Origin of the sequence: Streptococcus ictaluri 707-05 (genome assembly GCF_000188015.2) — a bacterium.
Lineage (GTDB): Bacteria > Bacillota > Bacilli > Lactobacillales > Streptococcaceae > Streptococcus > Streptococcus ictaluri.
The window spans coordinates 70154-91708 of the sequence record NZ_AEUX02000004.1; the positions used below are offsets into that span (position 1 = coordinate 70154).

The window sequence follows — 21555 nt, forward strand, 5'->3', positions numbered from 1 at the left end:
CAGCTAAACTTTAGTCTAGAAAAAGATAGGAAACTATGTTATAATCGTCTAGTTGCATAGGACACTATGCTTTTTTGAAAGGAAAAACATGTCATATAACCATTTAGGGGTACTCGTAAAAATGGCTAGTTTGGCTTTCGATCGAACAGCTAGTCACTTATTAAGCGATTTTGACCTCACCCCTAGTCAATTTAAAATTCTAAAATATTTAAGTCTACATCAAGACCAAGATACCAGACAGATTGATATAGAAAACTTCTTTAAAATGTCTAATCCTACAGTAACTGGTGTCTTGAATAATCTGGAAAAAAAAGGATTAATCGAGCGTCTCAGTCATCCTCAAGATAAACGGTCTAAATTAATTGTGTTAAATCATCAAGCCAGTCTAAAAGCTAGCGATTACCTCCAAAAGAGTCAAGATATCGAAGCGCTTTTCACCAAGGGATTAACCCCTCAACAAGAAGACAGTTTAAAAGAGTTACTATTGATTCTCATTAATCAAACCACTGATTCTACCAAATCTAAAGAGAGGTAACCATGCAAGCCAATAAATTTCAAACACAACCCATTTCATCCCTACTTTTTGCAATGGCAATGCCAGCCATCATTGCTAATTTAGTCAACTCCCTATATAACATTGTGGACCAAATTTTCATCGGTCACAGTGTAGGCTATTTGGGGAATGCCGCAACTAGTGTTGCTTTTCCACTGACCATTATTTGTTTAGCCTTTGGCTTAACCTTTGGACTTGGTGGTGCCTCTAACTTCAACCTTTCCTTAGGTCGTGGGCAAATTGATCGTGCTAGTAAAGTTGTTGGAAATGCAATTACTTTATCCCTATCTGTTGGATTTTTAATCGGACTTCTCATTATTATTTTTATCAAACCTCTTTTACTCTTATTTGGGGCCACAGATGCCACTATGGCCTATGCTTTTGACTACACGTCTATTACGGCCTTTGGGATTCCCTTTCTTTTATTTACCATGAGTGTCAATCCACTAGTCCGAGCTGACGGTAGCCCAACTTATTCTATGATGGCCATTGTTTTTGGAGCTGTCTTAAATACTATTTTGGTTCCTATCTTTATCTTCCAATTTGGCTGGGGAATCAAAGGTGCTGCTCTAGCAACTTTAATTAGTCAGATTTTATCTGCTATTTATATGGGGCTCTACTTTAGACGGTTCAAATCGGTGTCACTATGCCCTAATGATTTTAAATTAAAAACAGATATCGTGAAATCCATTTTGTCTGTTGGGTCATCTTCTTTTATCTTTCAATTTTCAACCATGATTATCCAAATTGTCACTAACAACATGTTACGCAAATATGGAGCTGAATCCATTTATGCCAGTGACATTGCCATTGCAGTGGCTGGTATTGTCATGAAGATTAATTCTCTTTTTATTGCCATTATTATCGGACTAGTTCAAGGGGCACAGCCCATTTTAGGTTATAATTATGGTGCCAAAGATTTAGAGCGAGTGCGTGCTACCACAGGTCTCTTGCTAAAATCAGCCATTGTCATTTCTATCATTGCCTTCTTTAGCTTTGAGGTCTTTGCCCGTTCTTTTCTTAATCTTTTTGGAACAGGATCAGATCTTTACTTCCAATTTGGCATGAAATATGTCCGTGTCTTTCTCTTCTTTGTCATCTTAAATGGTGTTCAGATTGCAGCCACTACTTTTTTCCAAGCCATTGGAAAAGCTAGTATCGGAGCCTTTTTATCTCTAACCAAACAGGTTATCTTTCTCTTACCACTATTGCTGTTACTCCCTTATTTCTTTGGTGTAGAAGGTGTGATGTATGCTGGTCCTATTTCAGATTTAATTGCTTTTATTGCAGCACTAACCCTTTTAAAACGCGAATTTCAGCGTATGCCACATGATTTGCGTGCCGATGGTTTATAATGAACTAAGCTACCCAAAGGTAGCTTTTTTAAATTAGGGGCTTGCGTCCCAAAGCAAGTTATAGTATTATAGAAAGGTAGCCGCTATAGTTAAATGGTATAATAAAGCAATGGTAATGCTTCGTTCCGAGTTCGATTCTCGGTGGTGGCAAAGTAAGACTGTCCTATTTTAGGGCAGTTTTTTTATTGGCACTCTAATGCTTAATGAGGCCTCAAAACCTCTATAAACTTGATATTTCAGCCTCTTTATGATATGATTTCACAGGATGAAGAAAGTCGTGTTTTTTTCAATAATCAAAAAGCTAACCTTTTAGGCTTTTGATTACTAACAAAATCATAAACAGTCTTCTCACACATTTTTAAAACAAATCAATTCTAAATAAGATAAAAGGAAATGACGAAATGAATGACATTATGTCTGATTTTTTGAAACAGGGTTGTCAGAAAAACAATTTTATTGTTGGCCCTTGTTCCATTGAATCTTACGACCAAATTAGACAAGCTGCAGCTAGTGCTAAAGAGCTGGGCTATAAATACTTCAGAGGAGGAGCTTACAAGCCTCGTACAAACTCTGCTTCTTTTCAGGGCTTAGGCCTTAAAGGCATGCAATACCTAAACGAGGTCTGTCAAGAATTTTCGCTAAAAGCAGTTAGTGAAATCATGTCTGAAAAACAACTCGAGGAAGCCTATGACTACCTTGATGTGATTCAAGTTGGGGCTCGTAACATGCAAAACTTTGAGCTTTTAAAGACCTTAGCCAAAGTGGACAAGCCTATTTTGTTCAAACGTGGGCTGATGGCAACTATTGACGAATACTTGGGAGCACTGTCTTACTTGCAAGAGGACGGCAAAACCAACATTATTTTATGTGAAAGAGGTATCCGTGGTTACGATACCCATACACGAAATATGTTAGACATCATGGCCATTTCCATTATCCAAGAAAAAGTGAACCTGCCTATCATTGTTGATGTCTCTCATTCTACAGGAAGGCGTGACCTCCTTCTTCCCGCTGCAAAAGTTGCTAAAGCCGTTGGTGCTAATGGCATTATGATGGAAGTTCATCCCAATCCAGAACTTGCTTTATCCGATGCTGACCAACAAATTGATTACCAAACCTTAGCCAAACTTGGCCAAGAGCTTTGGACAGACTAGTTTTTCCTATTTTAAGAGGTAACCTTATGACAGATCAACTAACCATTCATTCTAAATTAAGAGACTATCCTATTCTCTTTACAGAAGACATTTTTCAACCCTTACAAGAGCTCGTTGCCACAAAAAAAGAGCCAAAGATCCTCTTTTTAACCGATCAAAATGTTTATGATCTATACCAACCCTTATTTGAGAAACTTCAAGAAAGCTTTAAGGCTTGTCTTCATATCAGTCCTGCCGGAGGTCAATCGAAATCTTTAGAAGAGACGAGTCGTATCTATAATAAGCTTTTAGATGAAAACTTTACTCGTAAAGACATGATTGTTACCATTGGTGGTGGCGTTATCGGAGACTTGGGGGGCTTTGTGGCAGCTACTTTTTATCGTGGCATTAGTTATGTGCAAATTCCGACGACTCTCTTAAGTCAAGTGGATAGTAGTATTGGTGGAAAAGTAGGTATTCACTTTAATGACTTTACAAATATGATTGGGAGCATCTACCCACCAGAATTAATTATTGTCTCCACCAACTTTTTGTTAACCTTGCCTGAGCGGGAATTTTCGTGCGGGATCAGTGAGATGTTGAAAATAGCATTTATTCATGACAAGCCCTATTTCAAAGAGATAGTAGCTTATCAAAAAAATCCTGACCAATCCCTTCTTAAACCTTTGATATATCAAGCTATTAATCATAAGAAAAAGATTGTCGAAGAAGATGAATTTGAAAATGGTAAACGCCTTTCCTTAAACTTCGGCCATACCATTGGTCACGCTATTGAAGCGCTCTGTCATCACGATGCCTATCATCACGGTGAAGCTATTGCTGTTGGCATGATTTTTGAAGCTAAGCTAGCTCTGGCGCATGGAGAAATTAAGCAGGAAGATTTGGATCAATTGACTCAAGCCTTCCAAGCCTTTCAATTACCAACTGCTCTAAACAAGTTTCAGCCTAAAGCTGAAGAACTCTTTGACGTCTTAAAAACAGATAAAAAAAATAGCAAGGATACAATCGTTTTTATCCTACCTAATCAGAATGGCTTTTTACCACTTGCTATTTCAAAAGAAAATCAAGCATTTGTGGAGACCATTCGCCAACTCCTTCAACTTCACTAAAAAACCTAAGTTTGGTTCACAGACCAAACCTAGGTTTTTTTGCAAGTAAATTAGAGACTTATGCCCTTAAGGGTTTTAGTAAAAAACGAGCAACCATCATAAGAAGCAAGGAAAGCATTAAGAGTCCTAAAAGATAAGGTATAGCACTTGTCAAACTACCACCATTTTGAAAAATGGTAATGATGCTTAGTACCCAGTTTTGTGGAAATAGTTTTCCGATAGCTTGCATATAGCTAGGTGTAATGCTCAATGGCCACAAGCAGCCTGCCAACATTGAACTTGGCATGACCAAGATATTAGCTAATTGACTACTTTGTTGACTATTTTGAGCAATTGCTCCGATGACCAAGCCAAAAGCAATCGCAAACAGGCTATACAAAAAGAAAGTCAGGATAAAAATAGCTGCTGGAATGTAAAAGCTCACATTGGCTATCTTTAACAAGCCCATCATGATGGCGATTTGAATAGCAAAGGCTACAATACCAACACAAACATAACTTAAGAGATACTTCAACCGTGATAATTTCGTCAAAACCAATCGATTATAAACCCGACTAGTCTTATCCGTCAAAATACCTCCATAAAGGACACTGCTGCTTCCCAACATAAGAATCAACAAGAAGCCAGTAGTAGTTGATGAAACAGATTTGCTCTGAGAACGGTCAGCCAAAGTAATGGTCTTGACACGGTATTTTTGTTTTTGATTTTCTTTCAAAATCTTATCAAAACTTTTCTGATCTCCAGCGGCTACATCACCAATGGTATTATAATTATCTAATAACTGATTAGCCTGAGCCTTAAACCATTCTGTCACTTGACTATTAGCAATGGAACGAAGAGCTAGCGTCTGCTTCTCTCCTTTTAAAACCTTTTGACCAAATCCAGGTTGGATAGTCAAAACCACCTCTAAACTTTTATCTTTTAAATAGTTATCAATATAGGCTTCATCAAGTTTTGTAAATACCTGATACTTCTTATTCTCTTTGATTTTAGCAATAAAAGACTGGGAAATAGCACTTTGATCTTTATCCAAAATTCCCACTTTAGCTTGATTGCCACCTGCAAAACTTAAGGATAGAGCTAAGAGAGTGGTTAAAATTGGTAATAAGAAAAAAGTCACATAGCTGGTTTTCCGACGTCTGATTTTAACAAAAAGGGTTTTTATAAAAGCTATCATGCGACCACCTGCCTTCTTGTTCCTAGCCAAGCTAAAAGCATAAATAGACTTCCCAAGCCAATATTAACCATTAGGGCTGTCGGAATTGGATTGTTTTGCCCTCCGAAAATCAAATAGAATAAACTATCATTTACCCACTTAATAGGTGATAAGTTAGAAAGTTGGTTGATAAAAGCACTATTTAAAACAGATAATGGGATATAACTGCCACCTAAAAAGGCAAAAATAGGAATAATGGCATTGGAGGCAACCATCAAGAAAGCTTCGTTATGAATAAAGCTAGCTAAGCCAATTCCTATGGCAACGGATAAGTAGACTAAGGATGCTGTAACACCTATGATTTGCCAATCATTGGTGCCCCAATTCACAAGCATAACAAAACGAGTAAATAGATAAAGGATCCCTAACTGCACTCCTGTCGCAATCATTTCACCTATTAATTTTCCAAGCAAGAGATTACTATTTGAAACACCAGTCAAGCGAATTCGACTCATGGTTCGATGCTGATAATCACTTAATACGAGATTCATTGCTGATAAAATACTATAAAAAGTAATCATGGTAAACATTGAAATAGCATAGTAATCGGCAGATGTCATCCCTTTACTGGTCTGAACACTACTTGTTTTGATATAATCTGCCTGACGTTTTTTAATCTGAGCAAGTGACTGAGGGTAAAGCGTTGCAATGGAGTCATAGGTTTTGGCATTATCCACAAAATTTGTCACTAACATGTTGATTAAATCAGCATTTTCTTGATTAATTTTGTTAGTGGTCACTTTAATAGACTGGTTACTTTCAACCTCAAGCAGAGCACTGATTTTACCTTCGCTAACATCCTTTTTAGCACGCCCAATAGCTTGCGTTTCTTTTGCTTCTAACTGCAATTCTTTCTTAAGAACCTTCAAGAAATCAACAAAATTTTGTTGATAAGGAGTTTTCTTACCTTCTAGGTGATAACGAATGCTTAGTTTTGGCACTGCACTAGTTGTATTAAAACTTGATTTAAAGGCAAAGCTTAAAATCATAATCATCAAGATTGGAAAAATAACCATCATCAACAAGGCTGTTCGATTTCTAAAAATCTGCAGGCTTTCTTTTTTGATTAAATGTAGTAACATCATAAGCCAACCTCTAATCTCTTAACTTCTTACCAGTTAAATGAAGGAAAATTTCTTCAAGATTTAAATGATTATGCTTAATGTCACTAAAACTAATCTTGGCTTCTTTTAACTGTGACACAATCTTTTCAATATCTTGGTTTTCAATAACCAATAGTTTTTCATCCTCATGTGTTACCAGCTGCCAGCCAGGTAATTGCGTAAGGTCCGGCTCTTGATCCCCAACTAAGGTAACCATCACTTCTTGTTTAAATTCACTTTCATAGCGTTTTTCAAGTGAAGACTTACTACCTTGCTCAATGATACTACCATGATCCATGATATAAATGTAATCACAAAGACTTTCAACTTCTTCCATGTAGTGGCTGATATAGATAATGGTAGCTCCTTCTTGATTCAGCAAACGTATGGATTCTAAAATGTGGTTTCTAGATTGGGGATCGATACCTACGGTTGGCTCATCAAAGATAATCAACTTAGGAGAATGAACCAAAGCACAAGCAATGTTTAAGCGACGCTTCATCCCTCCTGAAAATTGACTCGGGAATTGTTTTGCTTGGGCTGTTAATTCGACAAAATCTAAACTTCTTAGCACTTGTTCTTTTAATTGAGTCCCCTTTAACCCATATAAAGAACCAAAGAGTTCCACATTTTCGTATGCTGTTAAATCTGAATATATGACAATATCCTGCGGAACATAGCCAATAGCAGAGCTCACTTTTCGAATGGCTTTATGAGGATGATTAAGGAGGTGAATTTCTCCAGAAGTCAAGGGAACAAGACCTAAAATAAGATTAATTAAAGTTGATTTTCCAGCACCATTAGGTCCTAATAATCCATAGATTTTTCCTTCTTCAATGGTCAAGGAAACGTTATCCACAGCCTTCTTCTCACCTGAATAGACTTTTGTAACCTCTTCTAATTGTACAAAACTCATATAGTTCCTTCTTTCTATCATTAATGCTGTTCTTTAAAACTAAGTAGGATGTAGGTTAAGGCTAATAGCAAGGTTCCAACTGGCCACCCGTAAAGGAGGGTAGCCGTCACTGTCCAGATGCCTACGGTTAAAGCTAAAACCTGAGATAAGCTATCTCGATAACGTAAGGCTTTAATTAGTCCATAAGCCACTATCAAAGCAAAAACAGCATAGGATGAATCCTCTGTTAAACTAAGTAAAAGCCCTAAATACAAGAAAGCATCCACAACCAAGGTCAGGATAAGAATAAAACTACTTGCCCCAACTTTATCTTTTTTAAAGGCCAACCAATTCATTTTTTTAAAGTGTAGACGACTGTCTTTTTGACACAAGATATCACAAATCACAAGTAAAACAAGCAAGGGAATTTCCACTAAAGTTAAGACATATAAAAGTCCAAAAAAGAGCAAATGCCAATCCCAATTAATAGTTTTAAGCTCAAAGAAAAGGTCATGTTGTGATAAGACAGATCGATTGCCTACCACCATCAAGAACGTCATTACCAGCAGCTGTACGATGATTAATAACAAGTCAACGAACTGTTGATAGGTAAAAAATCGTCGATGTTGAAAATGCCAACGGTTTAAAGCACGGCGTTTATTCCTAGCCAGAAAATAAGTGAAAAGACCTAGAAGGCTTAGCATTAAGATACTAACAAGTGTCATTTCATCACCTTCTTTTCTTTTAACTGCCACCTGCTTAAGCTTTCAACCAGAAGATTTCCTCCCACATGAATAATGATGACTAACCATATGGATTGGCTCACAATATAAAGCGTGCCATACATTAATCCTGTTAATAACTTAGCGTAAAAAATAGCTTTTCCCATTAAGAGATGATTCCACGCATAACAAAAACTGCTGATAATCAATACTAACAGTGCCGGTAGCTTAAAGCCTTCCATTAAAATGGTAAACCATATCAATCGATAGGTCAACTCTTCAAAAAAAGCAATTGCTAGAGGATAACATAATTCTTTCAATCCCTTAGTAGTCCCCACAAAAGTAATCTCTAGTGGTAACCAACTTCCCTTTTGTTGACATCTTAATAGGTGTGAAAAGAGTATCTCTACCCCCAAGACCAATGGAATCAAAGCCAAGGCTAGTCCAAGATCACTTACTCTAAAAAAACTTAGGCTACTAAATAATTTAGGAGAGATAAGAGCAATACTGACTAACATAAGACTGTAATAAGTGCTAACTGCTTTTAAAAAGGTAAGCAACTTAAAACCATGACCATCTTCTTTTTGCCCAAAAATAGCTTGCATGGCAATCGCTGGATTCAAACTAACCAGCAAAAAGCAAAGGTTAAGGCATTGGGTGTACAAATTCATTTTTGACACCTCCAAATTGTTTCATGCGTGGATGATTGGCAAAAGGAAAAGCTGGAATGCACATTTCAAGTAGTTCTGGTGTCAAAACACGTGTAACATACCATCCTTTTTCTGCTGCTTCTGGAGGTGTTATATCTAGAAAGACTGCATTAGGACTGACGCGCTTGGTATAGTCTAATAAAATTTTTAAGTCTTCTTTTTTGTTCTTACCAGCGTGATTTGGCAATTGACTCAATGGCACACTTCCAGAAATCAAGGGCTCGAAGGCTTGCCATTTAAGATCTCTATCTTTAGGATGAGCGTAATAAAAGACGTTACTATCCAAGTCTAAAAACTTAGGATCTTGACTCTCACTATTGGCAAGACTTTCAGGATTGTAAAGAAGACTGTAATAATAGCTATAACTAATAGCTGAAGCTTCCATTATTCCCCTTAATAGCGTATGCTTAGGATCCAGTCCTGCCTGCACTCCAAATAGTAAATAAGAACCTTCATCGTATTTATTTTTCAAAATAACCCCAAAGGTATATAGAGGATTGTCCTCACCCACTGTCATATCAATAGGAATAATCTCATAAAGACTATTTTCTCCCAAATTGGCTTCCTCAAGGATGGCTAAAATATCAGGGTCATCAATAATAATTCTTGAACAAGCTTTCTTGGTATGCCAACTTAGCATCATAGAATCAATCTGAAGATACTCAATGATACTATTACACATGGCTGCTTCTAAGCTTTTATGAGAGGCGGTTCCTGTTGAGAAACCAGGAATTGCGTGGTGCTCTCCTAGTTCTTCTTTAGGCATGTAGCCAATACACAGCATCTGAACAGGGACATACATGTCTTGGTCTTCAAAGAACATAGGACATTTGACCCAACCTAAGATATCATCTGGTTCAACCTGCTTTTCACACATGGACATGTGTAAAGATAGGCTATGATCAATTTGTTCTTGAGTAAAGACCTGCAAGTACTCAAGAGGCATCACACGCACTTTTTGACTTAAGTCATTGTAAGAAGCATAGACAATACGCTCAGATAACAAATCACCAGCAATAATACTGGCATAGCGCTCAATACTCTCCCCTAAATACTTGATTAAGGCCTCTTCATAATGACTACCATAGCCAATAATGTGATAGCTAACTTGACTCATCTCGCCAATAAATTGCTTATGATAATCAGGCATTTGCCCCGTGACACTTTTTAGATAAACATCATGGGGGTGATTACAAACTGGAACCTGTGATTGATTCAGAATTCCTGTTCGGTTACCACTGAGGGTCTTTAATTCTGAAAAAATACGGTTAAAGGAAGGATAAAAATCTAACATTTGCTCCCCTCCTAGTCTTCTTTAAGTAATTCTTTGATAATCTCACGTGTTGATACTTGTTGATCTTCGTAACGCAAGCGCGCTAAGGCTCCTCGACTTTGAGAATTAGACATTTTCAAAATATCTTGCACTTGAATTTCAAGAGTTGGCAAGTAAATACTTAATAAGCGCCCCTCAAATTTTGAACTACCGGTTTATGCAATAATAAAAGCTTCACTAACCAACAAATTCATCAAAACACTGAGAAGTGGCAAGTATGCCTTACTAACAGTATGTGTTGTTGGTAAAACCTGACTAGCAAAATGTTGATAAAGGGTATGGTCTTGCAAACGAGCTAATACCCTTCTTTCTAAACTATCGAAATCTGCTGTATGAGGAGGATTTAAGGTACAAGCATGTAAAAATGGCCCATCCACAAAACCAAGAACTAATTGTTTTTGTAAGGCAACACTTATCTCGTTTAAATGTCTCAACATGGTAACATTTAGACGCTCCTGACAAATAACGATACTTTGGTAGTCCTTTAAACGCTCTGATAAACTGTTCATGTGACGGTGATGCTCTAAGGCATCCAAGCGTGAGGAAACATCTGTCGTTTGGATGGTCATCTTAAGATCATCATCAGCAACTCTTAAGTCTAAATCCAACTGTTCTGCAAGTAATAAAGCCGATTGGTTAACATATGTTGAATCACTGATAAATAAAATAGGCGATTTATCTGGTCCCTGCTCTGATTCAGCGATAAAATGAAAATTTCCTGTTAATATTTTCATGACGTTTTCTTGAAGCGCATGCTCATCTTCAAACATCAAAATATCGTTGTAATAGAGCGCTGTGATGACTTCTGTTAATTTGACAAACAGCTCCTCTTCTAATTCTTCTTGATAAAGGTCCGTATCGATGGCTACCCCATTGAATAAATCTGAGATCATTTTGTAATAAACCGCTTTAAGATCTTGAGGCTCTTGGGTGAAAAGGCAACACTTTTCTGTACAACATTTATAAAGTGCTTTTTTCTTTAAGCAATTAATCTCCATGTCATGGGTGTCTGGTAGTTGAGACTGCCATGAATGCGATGGTAATTCCACCAGTGCACATAATCTTTCGTTTTAAGGATTAATTCTTCCAGTGACTGAAAGGTTTCTTGATGAATAAATTCAATTTTGAAAGCGCGATAGGTGCTCTCAGCTACCGCATTGTCATAGGGACAGCCTGCTTGGCTTAGAGAACGATTGATTCCAAAAGCTTCCAACATGTCATCAATCAGCTGATTATCAAACTCCTTCCCACGATCAGAATGGAAGATCTTGACCTTGGTCAGAGCGTAAGGGATGCTCTGAATCGCTTGTTTAACCAATTCGGCGGTCTTATGCCAACCAACTGACAAACCGATGATTTCACGATTGAAGAGATCAATAATCAAGCAAACATAAGCCCAGCTATTACCGACACGAACGTAGGTTAAGTCTGTTACTAAAGCATTTAGAGGCTTTTCTTGATGAAATTGTCTGGCTAAGTGATTAGGAATAGCTGCCACATTCTTCCCTTTTGAATGTGGCTTGAAGGCTGCTTTCTGATAAACGGATACTAAGTTGAGTTTGTGCATGATGCGACGAATCCGACGACGAGACAGCTGGATGCCTTCATTTTCCAAACATTTCTTGATTTTCCTAGCCCCGTATCTGGCCTTACTTTCGAGAAAAATAGCTTTGATATTTTCTTCAAGTTCCGCTTCAGAGACTGGTTTAACAGCCTTGTAGTAATAGCTAGAACGAGGAATGTTCAACCAACGACACATGGCTGAAATGCTATATTTGTCTTTATTAGCAGTGATTACTTCTCTTTTCGTGCCATAATCACCTCCGCTTGCTTTAGGATATCTAACTGCATTTCGAGTTCTTTATTACGCTTTCGGAGTTCAATCAGTTCACGCTGCTCATCTGTAAGATTATCAATAGTTTTAAAGGAACCAGTTGTTTTAGCCTGACGTACCCACTTATCGAAGGTTGATGGGGTTAACTCATATTCTTTGATAAGCTCACTTCGTTTCATCCCTGCATTGTGAAGGTCAACGATTTGTTGCTTAAAGTCATCGGTGAAGTGGCGACGTATTTTTCTAGACATAATATTCTCCTATTTTCTTTAGTGTAGAACACTTTATAAATTCTGTCTAGTTTAGTGTAACCTATTCATAGCTTCGTTAAAATCCCACAAGCCTTTTCGAAAACAAAAGGTGTCATTAAATTGGACAATACGGACATTACTATTTAATTGATATTTCATTAAGACTCCTTACTACCGACAATAGTCATATGAATCACATGATGATTCAAGCCATCTAAACCTAATTTTTCTTGAAGGTATTCTTTATTATAACCACCAATATCGACACTGCCATATACCAAGGCTGTCGAAACTAATTGGATATTTTGCGCCATCTCTCCTGATTCAATAAAGGCATAGGCAGTAGCTTGATTACCATACTTACGAGTATTTTTGAGATAGTCATAGGCATAAATAATAATCATATTACAATCCTGAGCATTGATAGGACCGTATTCTGCAAATGCTCGAATATCTTCTTGAGGAGCAAGACTGTGACATCTTAGCGCGTGCTGATAAGGTAAGTATTCATAAAACCCATCCTCAAGCTTTTCGATATTTCTGGCGTAAAAAAACAAAGTGATGGGGTATAATCCCCCACCCGAAGAACAATTTCGCAATGTTACTGTCTTAGTAATTTCTTCTTTTACTTGCACTTTTGAACTAACACCAGTTGCATAATAAAGAAGATTGGCTAAATCTTGTAAAGGCATCTCCAAGTCGATATATTGTCGATGACTTCTGCGATTCACAATACAGGTCGAAAGACTGGTTGTGATTTTTGTTGCTTTAGGTAAAGGTATGACCCGGCTTTTATCTTCAAAGAAAGCACTATTGGTAAAGGTCGTTACAGCACTATCTGTAAAGAAATCTGCCACACTGGCTCTAAAGCCGAGATAATTATTATTAGTCTTATAATTAAGTAAAAAACGTTGACTTAGGTTATCTGTTTCATTTGGCATCAGATGCTGAGCAACCAGTTGTTTAGAAGTTTTTAATACGGTTTGATGATGATAATCCGAAAAAGAGAAATGTCCCGTATTAAACTCAAACAATTGCCTTGCTTCTTCTCTGGTCAACTGTGGTTGAGGGCTATCATGAAACTTTTCTTTTGAAAAAAATGGCATAATTAACTTTCTATCTCATCTCACTAATACTGTGGTAACCAGCAGGGGCCACATATGTTGTTTCAGCTACGCTAGTAGCCATGATGTTAGCTTTTAATGTTAGCATAACGTTGCCTCCTTCTAAGGTTAAGCATCAGTAGCTAGCGACCAATGATTTCCCTCTATTAACCTACGGCTAAACTCCTAAATCCAACTAACTTAACTTGCCGGCGCTGGAGCAATACCAGAAGTTGATCCACCAGTAGAGTTACCATTAACAGATACTGAGAAGCAGCAAGTAGTACTACAGCAACAGCAGCATCCGCCAGGAGCTACTTGAGTGGTTTCGCCTACACTAGTAGCTAAAATGTTTGAAGTAAATTTTAACATAATCTTACCTCCTTATATTTACGACTTGGTAAGAAGTAATCAATTGACAAGCGTTAAAGTTAGAAGACTTTTTCTAACAAGAAATGTTACTTGTTCTTTAACCAATTGATCAAGGGACAAGGCTAGCTATTGTATCCTCGTAGTAATACAACCATTCAACTCTTGTCATATATATTATATTAAAAAAGACAGAAAATGAGATATTAAAAATAAAAAAATTAGATAATTTTTACACAATTTAATGTGCCTTAAAAACTATTTTAGGCTTATTGAACGAAGTTTTTGAGGCATTTTTGACTAAGTAAGAATCTGACAGACCATGCTAGTAAATAAAAAAGAATGGACGAGATAAAAATCCATTCTTTTAAAAATATAAAAATAATGACAATTTGCTTTTAAACTACGAGACAAAGAAAACCATAAATAGTGTCATTAGTGCAACACTGCTTAAAATCGTGACTGAGTTTAGGGTCGCAGGAAGACTACTGTCACTTCCTAATTGTCGAACATACAAAGGTGTCACAACCGAAATTGGGGCTATTAAACAGATGGTCAACATTTCTTTGATAGCTAACTCTAATGGTAAACTATACAAGAAAACTAACATGATAAGAGATCCTAACAACCTGAGGCTTAAGAGTTGTCCTAAAGATTTCAGTACTTCTTTAGAGAATTTAAAATCAACCATTAATCCTAAGACCATCATGGCTACAAAAGGATTAGCATCTGCAGCTACCTTGACCAAGGTTACGATATTTTCTGGAATTGTCACCTGAAAAAGAGATAGACAAAAACAAAAAAGGTAGGTACAAAAAGGCAAGGAGCGACACAACTTCTTGAGCATTCCAAGGACCGTTACTTTTTCTTCTAATTTGGCAATGAGACTAATTAAGGAATAATTGCCTCCAAATACCATAAAAGCATTTCCCGTATCAAATAAAATGACATAAATAAGATAAGAACTAGGAAAAAATGATTGGACAAAAGGAAAGGCGAAAGTTCCAATATTATAACCAGCCAGTTGCATCATTTCTTGAGCTTTTTCTTGAGAAGGCTTATGTCGACCTCTGACATAACCGATACCGAGCAAGGTTAAATTTCCTAAAATAGCAATCAGAATGGGAAGTAATAAAGTCGCCGTTATAGAGATGCTTTGAGTTGAAACGATAAGTGCAGATGGCAAGGTCACATTCATCAGTAACTTAGAAAAGGACTTGACATCTTTAGGAGATAGCACATGATAAACTTTTAACACATATGCAAGGACAATAATCAGAATAAAGGCACTAGCCTTTAATAAAACGTGAAACAACTGGTACTCCTTCTTTATTATGGAACTAATAGCGACAAAAAAGAGCTGCCAAAGCACTGCTAGCAAACAGTGTTTCGCACACTCTTTTAAAGGCTATTTCTAAACGATAATTGTAATAATCTGACTACTTATGCTCAAAGAGAAGTTCTCGAACAGCCGCTACAGGCATGTCTTGACCCGTGATAAGCTTAAAGGCTTCTGCCCCTTGATAAAGGAGCATTCCTAAGCCATTTATGGTTTTTTTAGCTCCTACTTCTTTGGCCATAGCTAAGAGTAGCGTTTCACTCGGTTCATAAACCAAGTCCATAACCGTTAAATCAGCTCCAATAGCTTTAGGGTCTTTAATCAAACTGGTAGCGCCTTTAACCGTCATTCCAAGTCCAGTAGCATCAATATAAATGGTCGATGTCTCTAAAGCCTTTTGAAAAGCTTGCTGATCTGCCAAGTCTGTAAGACTAACCTTAGCAGCAGTCTCTTCGTTTAGAGCTGTTACTAGCGATTGAGCCTCTTGAAAGGTCTTTGATTGACGGTTAAAAAGACGTACTTCTTTAGCCCCATCAAAAGCTAACTGGGCAGCCACAGCCTTCCCTGCTCCGCCAGCACCTGTTAGTGTAATGATCTGGTCCTTGATTGGAATTCCTGCTTCAAGTAAGGATTGCACTGCTCCTCTTCCATCTGTGTTATATCCAACTAAATGACCTTTTCCATCTTTGTTGACCACCGTATTGACGGCTCCAACTAACTTAGCAAGAGGAGATATCTCATCCAAAAAAGGAATAATAGCTTCTTTGTAAGGCATGGAGACATTGGCACCCCTAATCCCCAGAGCTCGAATAGCCTGGACGGCATCTGGAAAATTGTCTTGCTCTACCTCAAAAGCCATGTAAGCATAATCAAGATTTAAAAGCTTATAAGCAGCATTATGCATTTTGGGAGACAAGCTATGACGAGCTGGATTAGCTAATAAAGCTACCAATAAGCTATGTCCTGTTAAGCGTTCTGTCATCTAAGCCTCCCTTTACATGAAATAAAGCTTCTTTTGTTTATGTGAAATACAAAATAGTCTGCCTTTCTATTATAGCTTATTTACCTCAAAAAGCTGAAAGTTTTGTTTTACCAAAACAGAAACTATTTTTAATCAAATTATCATTTTATTTTTCTTGATTTTCACTATCCTTCTTCCTTTTTTTGCTTGGTTATACCATAAAAACTGAAATAGACATTGTTTTTATCTTCTTTTAGTTAAGATATACCAATTCTTATTGATTGACATATTAATTTAATTAAATTTAAATTATATAATATAGCTATAAATTTTAAATTTATTAAGAACAATATTCAAAAAGAGGTTACTATGAACACAAAACAACTTTTTTCCAACCGTCAATTGAAACTGGGTGTAGCTTCAATTGCACTTGCCACTACTATTGTGTGGTGTAGCAACTGTTTCAGCAAACGAGTCATTGGTTACTTCAACGCAAGAAGCTCCAATCATCGCTATTCGTAACGAGGATTGGAGCTTCCAAATTCCTCAAGTCATGAATGATGAAGGCTTCGATTTTCCTCTTTTTGTTGAAAGAGGGAGATTCCCCTTATTTCAAAAACGATTAACAATGCTTAGATCACAACTTCGCACTTGGACAGAGACAGCAAAAACTTTTTTTAAAGCTTAACTCGTTCTTCTATGACCTATTCCCTTAAATGATAAAAACTTTCTATTCCTAAATAAAACAGTCAACATAAGTTAGGTTGTTAGGCTTTTAAAATCCCCACTCAACATCTTTCACTCGATTTTCTAAGCTTGATACTAGCAAATAAAAACATACCTTGCAACCCTCGTTTAAAGAGCTGCAAGGTATTTTAAGTTGTTAAATTCCATAGTCCAATCTGAATGTCATCAAGTTTTATGCCAGCATTTTCAGGCTGAACAAGTGTCAATTCAAGGATTAAGGCATCAAGACAATCCTCAAAGAGTAGTTGATACCTTTGACCAGCTTTAAGATTAGTTTGAAAAGCTAAGAGGACTGGTTTAGCACTTAGAGAACTGTATACCTTTAGAGAAAGGTCCAGTTCTTGTAAGTCGTCATTAGCTAAGAGAGTGATTGCTCCAATAGCTTGGATGGTATCGTATTGATAGCGATAGCAAATGGATTGGGCTTCTCTAAAGAGACAACTTTGTTGGGCAACCAAACTTAAGTCTTGATGAAGAAAGATTTTGTTATGAGATGAGCGTAAGTCTGCTTCAAGAGTAAGCTTTTGACCAAAAACATCTGCTTGTCCTGTTACCGTCTGCTTTCCTGAGAAAATAGATTCTTTCAAGAACCAGGTGACTGGAAAAGCTTTTTTAAAAGGCTTTTGATGAGCATCCCTTGGGCTCAGCAATTGAGGCAAACGAATCTCTTCGCCTTCTCTAAACTCATAACTCTCTTTTGAAAAGCTAAGAGGACCATCGAAAGCACGATAGTAGCGAGAACTTGGCAAGGTAGCTTGAGACACGTCCTTGGTTCGATCATACCAAATATAAGGGTAAGGAAAATCTGTCAAGATTTCTTTATCAATGGCTTTCTCAGTAATTGCCATTTCATAAACCGACTGTCCAAATTTAGCTGAACTGGCTCTTATAAGTGCCTGACCTTTTTGCCCCTCTAATTGTAACATCACTAATAATTTGCCGCGATAAAGTTTCCGAGAAGCATCCTGATACAATTGATGGTCGCAAGGGTTACCATTATCCAAGGCAAGTAACTTAATCGGACCTTGGCAATCAATTTTTATCTCGCAAGTTGTCAAGTCAAGTGCAACCAGTTCATAGATAACTAGAGTTCCAGATGTTAAGCTGTTCGGGATAGCTCAAACAGGAATTTTGAGGATTGATATTGAAGAAGTCGTCTTGGGCGCTCATTGATGGCAGTAATATAATTGTCAAGTTCTTCAGAGGTTAGTGGATTAAGTGAGACTCCTTTAGGGACATATTCTCTGAGGAGGCCATTGAAGTTCTCGTTTTTTCCTCTCTCATGTGAAGAATAGGGATGTGCAAAGTAAACTTCAACAGCTTCTAAGTTTGAGAGTAAACTAAACTCAGAACCATTATCCGCTGTGATGGATGCAATAGGATACTGACTGATGAGATGCGTGACAGCACGGTTAATGGTTTGGGACTGCTTGTCTTCTAGCTTAACTCCTAGTGCATAGCGTGTCTGGCGCTCTACCAAAGTCAACATAACAGCTTCACCTTTGGTTTTCTTGCCGAGAACCAAATCAATCTCCCAATGCCCAAATTCAGAACGATCATTAATATATTCTGGACGTTCTTCGATAGATTTACCTAAAGTCTTCTTATTCGTCTTCATGACTTTCTTAGAACGTTTTCTGATACTAACCATCTTAGGCAAATCGATTGGTTTAATAGCTAATACCCCCTCTTTGATATAACGATAAATCGTTTTGGTAGAGGGGACGACTTCTTCAGGATGGTTCACTTTGTAAGTCTGAACAAAACTATCCACACTATGGAGACGAATGTTAGCCGTCAAGGCAGATTCTAATTGTTCAATGAACCTAGCGGAGCAGTCATTCAACTTGAGATAAGAACTCTTTTGACGATTGGTTTCATAGACACGTTGCCCACTATCAGCGAAATAGGCGTTGAAGAAGGTTTGTTTTCCATTCTTATCCTTTACCTGTTCTACTGAACCACGTTTTATTTCTCGGCAGATTGTAGAACGGTGACGACCCAAGAGTCGAGCAATCTCAGCGGGTTTCTTTCCCATTTTAAGATAAGCAGCAATTTCACCCCGTTCTGTGGCTGAAAGATGAGAATAGGATGATTTTCTGGTAGAATTAATGTTGGACATGTTCATCTGCTTTCCATACTGAATTGGGGAATTCTAGTATATCAGACGAACATGTCTTTTTTGTTGCACTTCATTTTACAACGCGGGTCAATTTTTATCTCATCATCTGCTGAAATATCCAATTGACCATGCTCATCAAGCAAATCTAAGGTCAGATAAACCAATTGTCCATTAGAAAATTCAGAAGGCGAAAAGGCAGACCATCTTAAGCGTCTGGTTTTCCCTAAGCTACTGACCTCTTGCCTGCCACCACTTCAAAGCCCAACTCCTGCCAATCAATAATAACTTTTAAGCCTTGAAGAATCATGTACTCATCATCCACTAATAATACCTTATACATGCTAATCCTTTCTGATTCTAATTTCAATCATAAAGCCCCCACCTTCAGCTTCTGACATTAGCCAGCTTACCTGATCTCTAAACTGATGAAAGAGTCTCATATAAACATTTTGCAAACCAATTGAGCTGTTTCCTAAAACTTGGGGATTTTTTAAACCAGCTTGAATCTCTGCTAAACGCTCTTTACTGATTCCCTTTCCATTATCAAGTACGCGAATAAGGATAGAATCGTCTTCATCTAAAGCTTTGATACTCAGAGCATTATCTTGGCGACTATAATCAATCCCATTAATAAAATAATTTTCTACCAGAGGCTGAATAATAAATTTTGGAATGGCTAAATTAGCGATATTAGGGTCAATTTTGACATGATAAGCGAAGCTATCAGGATAACGCATTTGATACAGATAAATGTATTTCTCGCAAAAGGCCAATTCATCTTTTAACTTAGTGGTCTTATCTTGACTGATATTATTACGTAGCAAACTAGCAAAGGCAAAAATGACATCTGCCAGCTCCTCTTGCTGACAACTTAAGGCATACATGCGGATATATTCCAATGTATTATAGAGGAAATGCGGATTAATCTGTGATTGCAGAGCTCGCATCTGCGCATCTCTTTGCTCGACTTCTAAAACGTAGATTTCATCAATATAAGCATTGATATTGCTAAGCATTTGGTTAATAGCTTCTGAAATATTATAAAGCTCTAACTCCATATGACTATTGTCAATAGTGAGAGAAAGGTCACCAGCTGCTACTTTTTCAACGGTGTCAGTGATTTCAGACACTTGCTGGATATAGTTTTTAAAGACTCTAAAGAGTAATTGTAACAAAAGCCAAGCTAAAAGCAGTGAGCTTAAGCTATAAATAATAACTGTTCGAACAGCCTCTCCAAAAAGATAGGACTTGCGAATGGTGACATAAGCTAGCAAATCACCTGATCGATTATACTGGATGTTGTAACCTTTGGCTATGGTGTTAAGATTGACCGTATCATCTCTTTTCAACACTTTTTGAAAAGAAGTCTCTAAAGTCCTAACATCCTTACCACCTTGACTAAACAATTTTCTTCCGTAGTAATCAAAGGCGAAGGTGGCCAGATAGTTATTTTGTTTCTTGTGTAAAATAGGACTAGGCTGATCAAAATGAAGGTACAGTTTTCCTGTGATATCTCCAGATTCTGGATGACGAATAGACCTGATTAAATAATTCCCTGTCATTTTTTCAGGCTTTCCTGCTAAAAGTCGCCCAGTTTTAATAGCCCTATCCGCATAGAGATAGGAGGTTCCGTCTTCTAAGGTGATGGTTATGGTATCCATCTCTGGATACAAATCAAATAAACGTCGCAATTGTTCTGAGAAAAGAATAGTATCTTTTCCTTTTTGCCAGTCATCAAAGACTTTAGTGAGATATTGATTTGGGGTCAACATCATGTAATGATATAAATTACGGTAATCTTCGGGACGTCCTATTAGTTGCTCTAAGACACGTAAGGTCACGTAATTTTGAGACTGCAATTTGCTTAGCGTATCTTCTAAACGCATTTGAGCCTCTGTTTCCACCATCTGATATCGGTTTCTGATACTATAGGTACTGAGACCTATGGCACTTAAGCTGAAAAAAATCAGTATCAAAAAACTATAAAGTTTCATCAAGCGATTAATTAAAATCCCTTGCTTAAAATGCCTTGTTAGGGCTTTACTAAAAGAATTAAGCTTCATCAATCATGCCATCCACAAGTTCACGATTTGGTTTGGTTACAAGGTTTAACAGAAAGACCAAAAGGCCAAAACTAATGAAAATAAAGAGCCCTTTATACTGCCAAGTGATATAACTTAGTAATATCAGAACACCAAGCGTCTCTAAAAACTGCTTGAAGCTCAAAAAGACACTGATAAAAGCCAACTTAGCATTCTCCCACAATTTTATTTCGTAACTAATAGTATAAAAGATCATGTAGATATAGACCATCCAGTTGCAAGCCATAGCTACCATAATGACAAAAGACAGGGTAAACCAAATCAGAGAATGCATTTGCAAGGCTAAATGCAGATTTAAGCCCAAGAGGAAACTGACAAGAAGAAATAAGTAAAACAGACTATTAGCTTCTTTAAAACAAGTCTTCCAAATCTGAAACGCTCTCTTTAGTGAGTAATGCTTTTCATCTTGACTGGTCTCTAAAAATAAGGTTGCGATGGTCTGCCAAGCAGGGCCGATACCAAGAACAAAAAGTCCTGCTAATGATAATAGATGAAAAATGAGAGTCAGTTGGATAAGTTTCCAAATAATAAAGCAGATTTTTTCAATTCCTGTCATGTGTCATTCCTTTTCTAGGTT

General features: G+C 37.3%; 20 protein-coding genes, 1 tRNA gene and 2 pseudogenes. 7 read left to right on the plus strand and 16 right to left on the minus strand.

All coding sequences use genetic code 11. From position 1 onward, the window contains the following. The first annotated feature begins 88 nt into the window (after positions 1-88). The 5 genes from STRIC_RS03000 to aroB all read left to right on the plus strand — a co-directional run bounded on the left by STRIC_RS03000 (position 89) and on the right by aroB (position 4171). Positions 89-535 carry a MarR family winged helix-turn-helix transcriptional regulator gene (locus STRIC_RS03000; protein WP_040831895.1) on the plus strand — a complete coding sequence of 149 codons (447 nt, stop codon included), beginning with the start codon at positions 89-91 and terminating at the stop codon, positions 533-535. Positions 536-537: 2 nt separating this feature from the next. Continuing rightward, positions 538-1908 carry an MATE family efflux transporter gene (locus STRIC_RS03005; protein ID WP_008087958.1) on the plus strand — a complete coding sequence of 457 codons (1371 nt, stop codon included), beginning with the start codon at positions 538-540 and terminating at the stop codon, positions 1906-1908. A 79-nt stretch (positions 1909-1987) separates the two neighbouring features. Next, positions 1988-2058 (plus strand) — tRNA-Thr (locus tag STRIC_RS03010). Positions 2059-2309: 251 nt separating this feature from the next. Continuing rightward, positions 2310-3062 (plus strand): bifunctional 3-deoxy-7-phosphoheptulonate synthase/chorismate mutase, encoded by a 753-nt coding sequence (locus STRIC_RS03015; RefSeq protein ID WP_008087891.1) that lies wholly within the window; start codon positions 2310-2312, stop codon positions 3060-3062. 26 nt (positions 3063-3088) lie between these two features. Continuing rightward, entirely contained in the window at positions 3089-4171 is a 1083-nt protein-coding gene (aroB, locus tag STRIC_RS03020) for a 3-dehydroquinate synthase (RefSeq protein WP_008087981.1), read from the plus strand. A 58-nt stretch (positions 4172-4229) separates the two neighbouring features. Here the strand turns inward: aroB and STRIC_RS03025 are convergent, their stop codons facing one another. The 12 genes and pseudogenes from STRIC_RS03025 to aroE form a co-directional block, all read right to left on the minus strand. Continuing rightward, a complete protein-coding gene (locus STRIC_RS03025; RefSeq protein ID WP_008087994.1) occupies positions 4230-5348 on the minus strand; it encodes an ABC transporter permease in 1119 nt (372 codons plus the stop codon). Continuing rightward, positions 5345-6472 (minus strand): SagG family ABC transporter permease subunit, encoded by a 1128-nt coding sequence (locus tag STRIC_RS03030; RefSeq protein WP_008087943.1) that lies wholly within the window; start codon positions 6470-6472, stop codon positions 5345-5347. The genes STRIC_RS03025 and STRIC_RS03030 overlap by 4 nt, the downstream gene beginning before the upstream one ends. 10 nt (positions 6473-6482) lie before the next feature. Further along, positions 6483-7406 (minus strand): ABC transporter ATP-binding protein, encoded by a 924-nt coding sequence (locus STRIC_RS03035; RefSeq protein ID WP_008088010.1) that lies wholly within the window; start codon positions 7404-7406, stop codon positions 6483-6485. Between the two features lie 20 nt (positions 7407-7426). Then, positions 7427-8110, minus strand: a complete 684-nt coding sequence (locus STRIC_RS03040) for a SagF family protein (RefSeq protein WP_040831897.1) — start codon at positions 8108-8110, stop codon at positions 7427-7429. Beyond that, complete coding sequence (locus STRIC_RS03045; RefSeq protein ID WP_008087834.1) at positions 8107-8778, minus strand: CPBP family intramembrane glutamic endopeptidase; 672 nt, start codon at positions 8776-8778, stop codon at positions 8107-8109. Before STRIC_RS03045 ends, STRIC_RS03040 begins: the two co-directional genes overlap by 4 nt. Continuing rightward, the gene (locus tag STRIC_RS03050; protein WP_008087931.1) at positions 8753-10111 is read right to left on the minus strand and encodes a YcaO-like family protein; all 1359 of its coding nucleotides are present in this window, start codon (positions 10109-10111) and stop codon (positions 8753-8755) included. Before STRIC_RS03050 ends, STRIC_RS03045 begins: the two co-directional genes overlap by 26 nt. Positions 10112-10122: 11 nt before the next feature. Further along, positions 10123-11082 (minus strand): annotated as a pseudogene (locus STRIC_RS03055) (streptolysin associated protein SagC); the annotation flags it as partial. Positions 11083-11129: 47 nt separating this feature from the next. Next, positions 11130-12235, minus strand: a protein-coding gene (locus STRIC_RS03060; RefSeq protein ID WP_156033572.1) for an IS3 family transposase whose coding sequence is annotated in 2 segments (ribosomal slippage) — positions 11130-11959 and positions 11959-12235 — 1107 coding nt in all. Because the reading frame shifts where the segments join, the coding sequence is not laid out codon by codon here. A gap of 158 nt (positions 12236-12393) precedes the next feature. Further along, complete coding sequence (locus STRIC_RS03070; RefSeq protein WP_008087933.1) at positions 12394-13341, minus strand: SagB/ThcOx family dehydrogenase; 948 nt, start codon at positions 13339-13341, stop codon at positions 12394-12396. A gap of 198 nt (positions 13342-13539) precedes the next feature. Then, a complete protein-coding gene (locus STRIC_RS11725; protein ID WP_083835413.1) occupies positions 13540-13710 on the minus strand; it encodes a streptolysin S family TOMM toxin in 171 nt (56 codons plus the stop codon). A gap of 400 nt (positions 13711-14110) precedes the next feature. After that, a complete protein-coding gene (locus STRIC_RS03075; protein WP_008087929.1) occupies positions 14111-15022 on the minus strand; it encodes an AEC family transporter in 912 nt (303 codons plus the stop codon). Between the two features lie 124 nt (positions 15023-15146). Continuing rightward, positions 15147-16028 carry a shikimate dehydrogenase gene (aroE, locus tag STRIC_RS03080; protein ID WP_008087878.1) on the minus strand — a complete coding sequence of 294 codons (882 nt, stop codon included), beginning with the start codon at positions 16026-16028 and terminating at the stop codon, positions 15147-15149. A 348-nt stretch (positions 16029-16376) separates the two neighbouring features. Here aroE and STRIC_RS13025 point away from each other — a divergent pair. Further along, positions 16377-16421, plus strand: a pseudogene (locus STRIC_RS13025) (hypothetical protein); the annotation flags it as partial. 16 nt (positions 16422-16437) lie between these two features. Then, positions 16438-16695, plus strand: a complete 258-nt coding sequence (locus tag STRIC_RS12585; protein WP_234944185.1) for a hypothetical protein — start codon at positions 16438-16440, stop codon at positions 16693-16695. A 187-nt stretch (positions 16696-16882) separates the two neighbouring features. On the opposite strand, the gene STRIC_RS03090 is transcribed toward STRIC_RS12585, so the two are convergent. From STRIC_RS03090 to STRIC_RS03105, 4 genes are all read right to left on the minus strand, one after another. Continuing rightward, positions 16883-17812 (minus strand): hypothetical protein, encoded by a 930-nt coding sequence (locus tag STRIC_RS03090; protein WP_156033574.1) that lies wholly within the window; start codon positions 17810-17812, stop codon positions 16883-16885. Positions 17813-17853: 41 nt separating this feature from the next. Further along, complete coding sequence (locus tag STRIC_RS03095; RefSeq protein ID WP_200857358.1) at positions 17854-18876, minus strand: IS30 family transposase; 1023 nt, start codon at positions 18874-18876, stop codon at positions 17854-17856. Positions 18877-19217: 341 nt separating this feature from the next. Further along, entirely contained in the window at positions 19218-20939 is a 1722-nt protein-coding gene (locus tag STRIC_RS03100) for a sensor histidine kinase (protein ID WP_008087872.1), read from the minus strand. Further along, entirely contained in the window at positions 20929-21534 is a 606-nt protein-coding gene (locus STRIC_RS03105; RefSeq protein WP_008087862.1) for a YesL family protein, read from the minus strand. Before STRIC_RS03105 ends, STRIC_RS03100 begins: the two co-directional genes overlap by 11 nt. Between the last annotated feature and the right edge of the window lie 21 nt (positions 21535-21555).

Coding starts and splice junctions, on each gene's coding strand:
- STRIC_RS03000 (WP_040831895.1), top strand. CDS start 89: ATGTCATATAACCATTTAGGGGTACTCGTAAAAATGGCTAGTTTGGCT.
- STRIC_RS03005 (WP_008087958.1), top strand. CDS start 538: ATGCAAGCCAATAAATTTCAAACACAACCCATTTCATCCCTACTTTTT.
- STRIC_RS03015 (WP_008087891.1), top strand. CDS start 2,310: ATGAATGACATTATGTCTGATTTTTTGAAACAGGGTTGTCAGAAAAAC.
- aroB (WP_008087981.1), top strand. CDS start 3,089: ATGACAGATCAACTAACCATTCATTCTAAATTAAGAGACTATCCTATT.
- STRIC_RS03025 (WP_008087994.1), bottom strand. CDS start 5,348: ATGATAGCTTTTATAAAAACCCTTTTTGTTAAAATCAGACGTCGGAAA.
- STRIC_RS03030 (WP_008087943.1), bottom strand. CDS start 6,472: ATGATGTTACTACATTTAATCAAAAAAGAAAGCCTGCAGATTTTTAGA.
- STRIC_RS03035 (WP_008088010.1), bottom strand. CDS start 7,406: ATGAGTTTTGTACAATTAGAAGAGGTTACAAAAGTCTATTCAGGTGAG.
- STRIC_RS03040 (WP_040831897.1), bottom strand. CDS start 8,110: ATGACACTTGTTAGTATCTTAATGCTAAGCCTTCTAGGTCTTTTCACT.
- STRIC_RS03045 (WP_008087834.1), bottom strand. CDS start 8,778: ATGAATTTGTACACCCAATGCCTTAACCTTTGCTTTTTGCTGGTTAGT.
- STRIC_RS03050 (WP_008087931.1), bottom strand. CDS start 10,111: ATGTTAGATTTTTATCCTTCCTTTAACCGTATTTTTTCAGAATTAAAG.
- STRIC_RS03070 (WP_008087933.1), bottom strand. CDS start 13,341: ATGCCATTTTTTTCAAAAGAAAAGTTTCATGATAGCCCTCAACCACAG.
- STRIC_RS11725 (WP_083835413.1), bottom strand. CDS start 13,710: ATGTTAAAATTTACTTCAAACATTTTAGCTACTAGTGTAGGCGAAACC.
- aroE (WP_008087878.1), bottom strand. CDS start 16,028: ATGACAGAACGCTTAACAGGACATAGCTTATTGGTAGCTTTATTAGCT.
- STRIC_RS03095 (WP_200857358.1), bottom strand. CDS start 18,876: ATGTCCAACATTAATTCTACCAGAAAATCATCCTATTCTCATCTTTCA.
- STRIC_RS03100 (WP_008087872.1), bottom strand. CDS start 20,939: ATGAAGCTTAATTCTTTTAGTAAAGCCCTAACAAGGCATTTTAAGCAA.
- STRIC_RS03105 (WP_008087862.1), bottom strand. CDS start 21,534: ATGACAGGAATTGAAAAAATCTGCTTTATTATTTGGAAACTTATCCAA.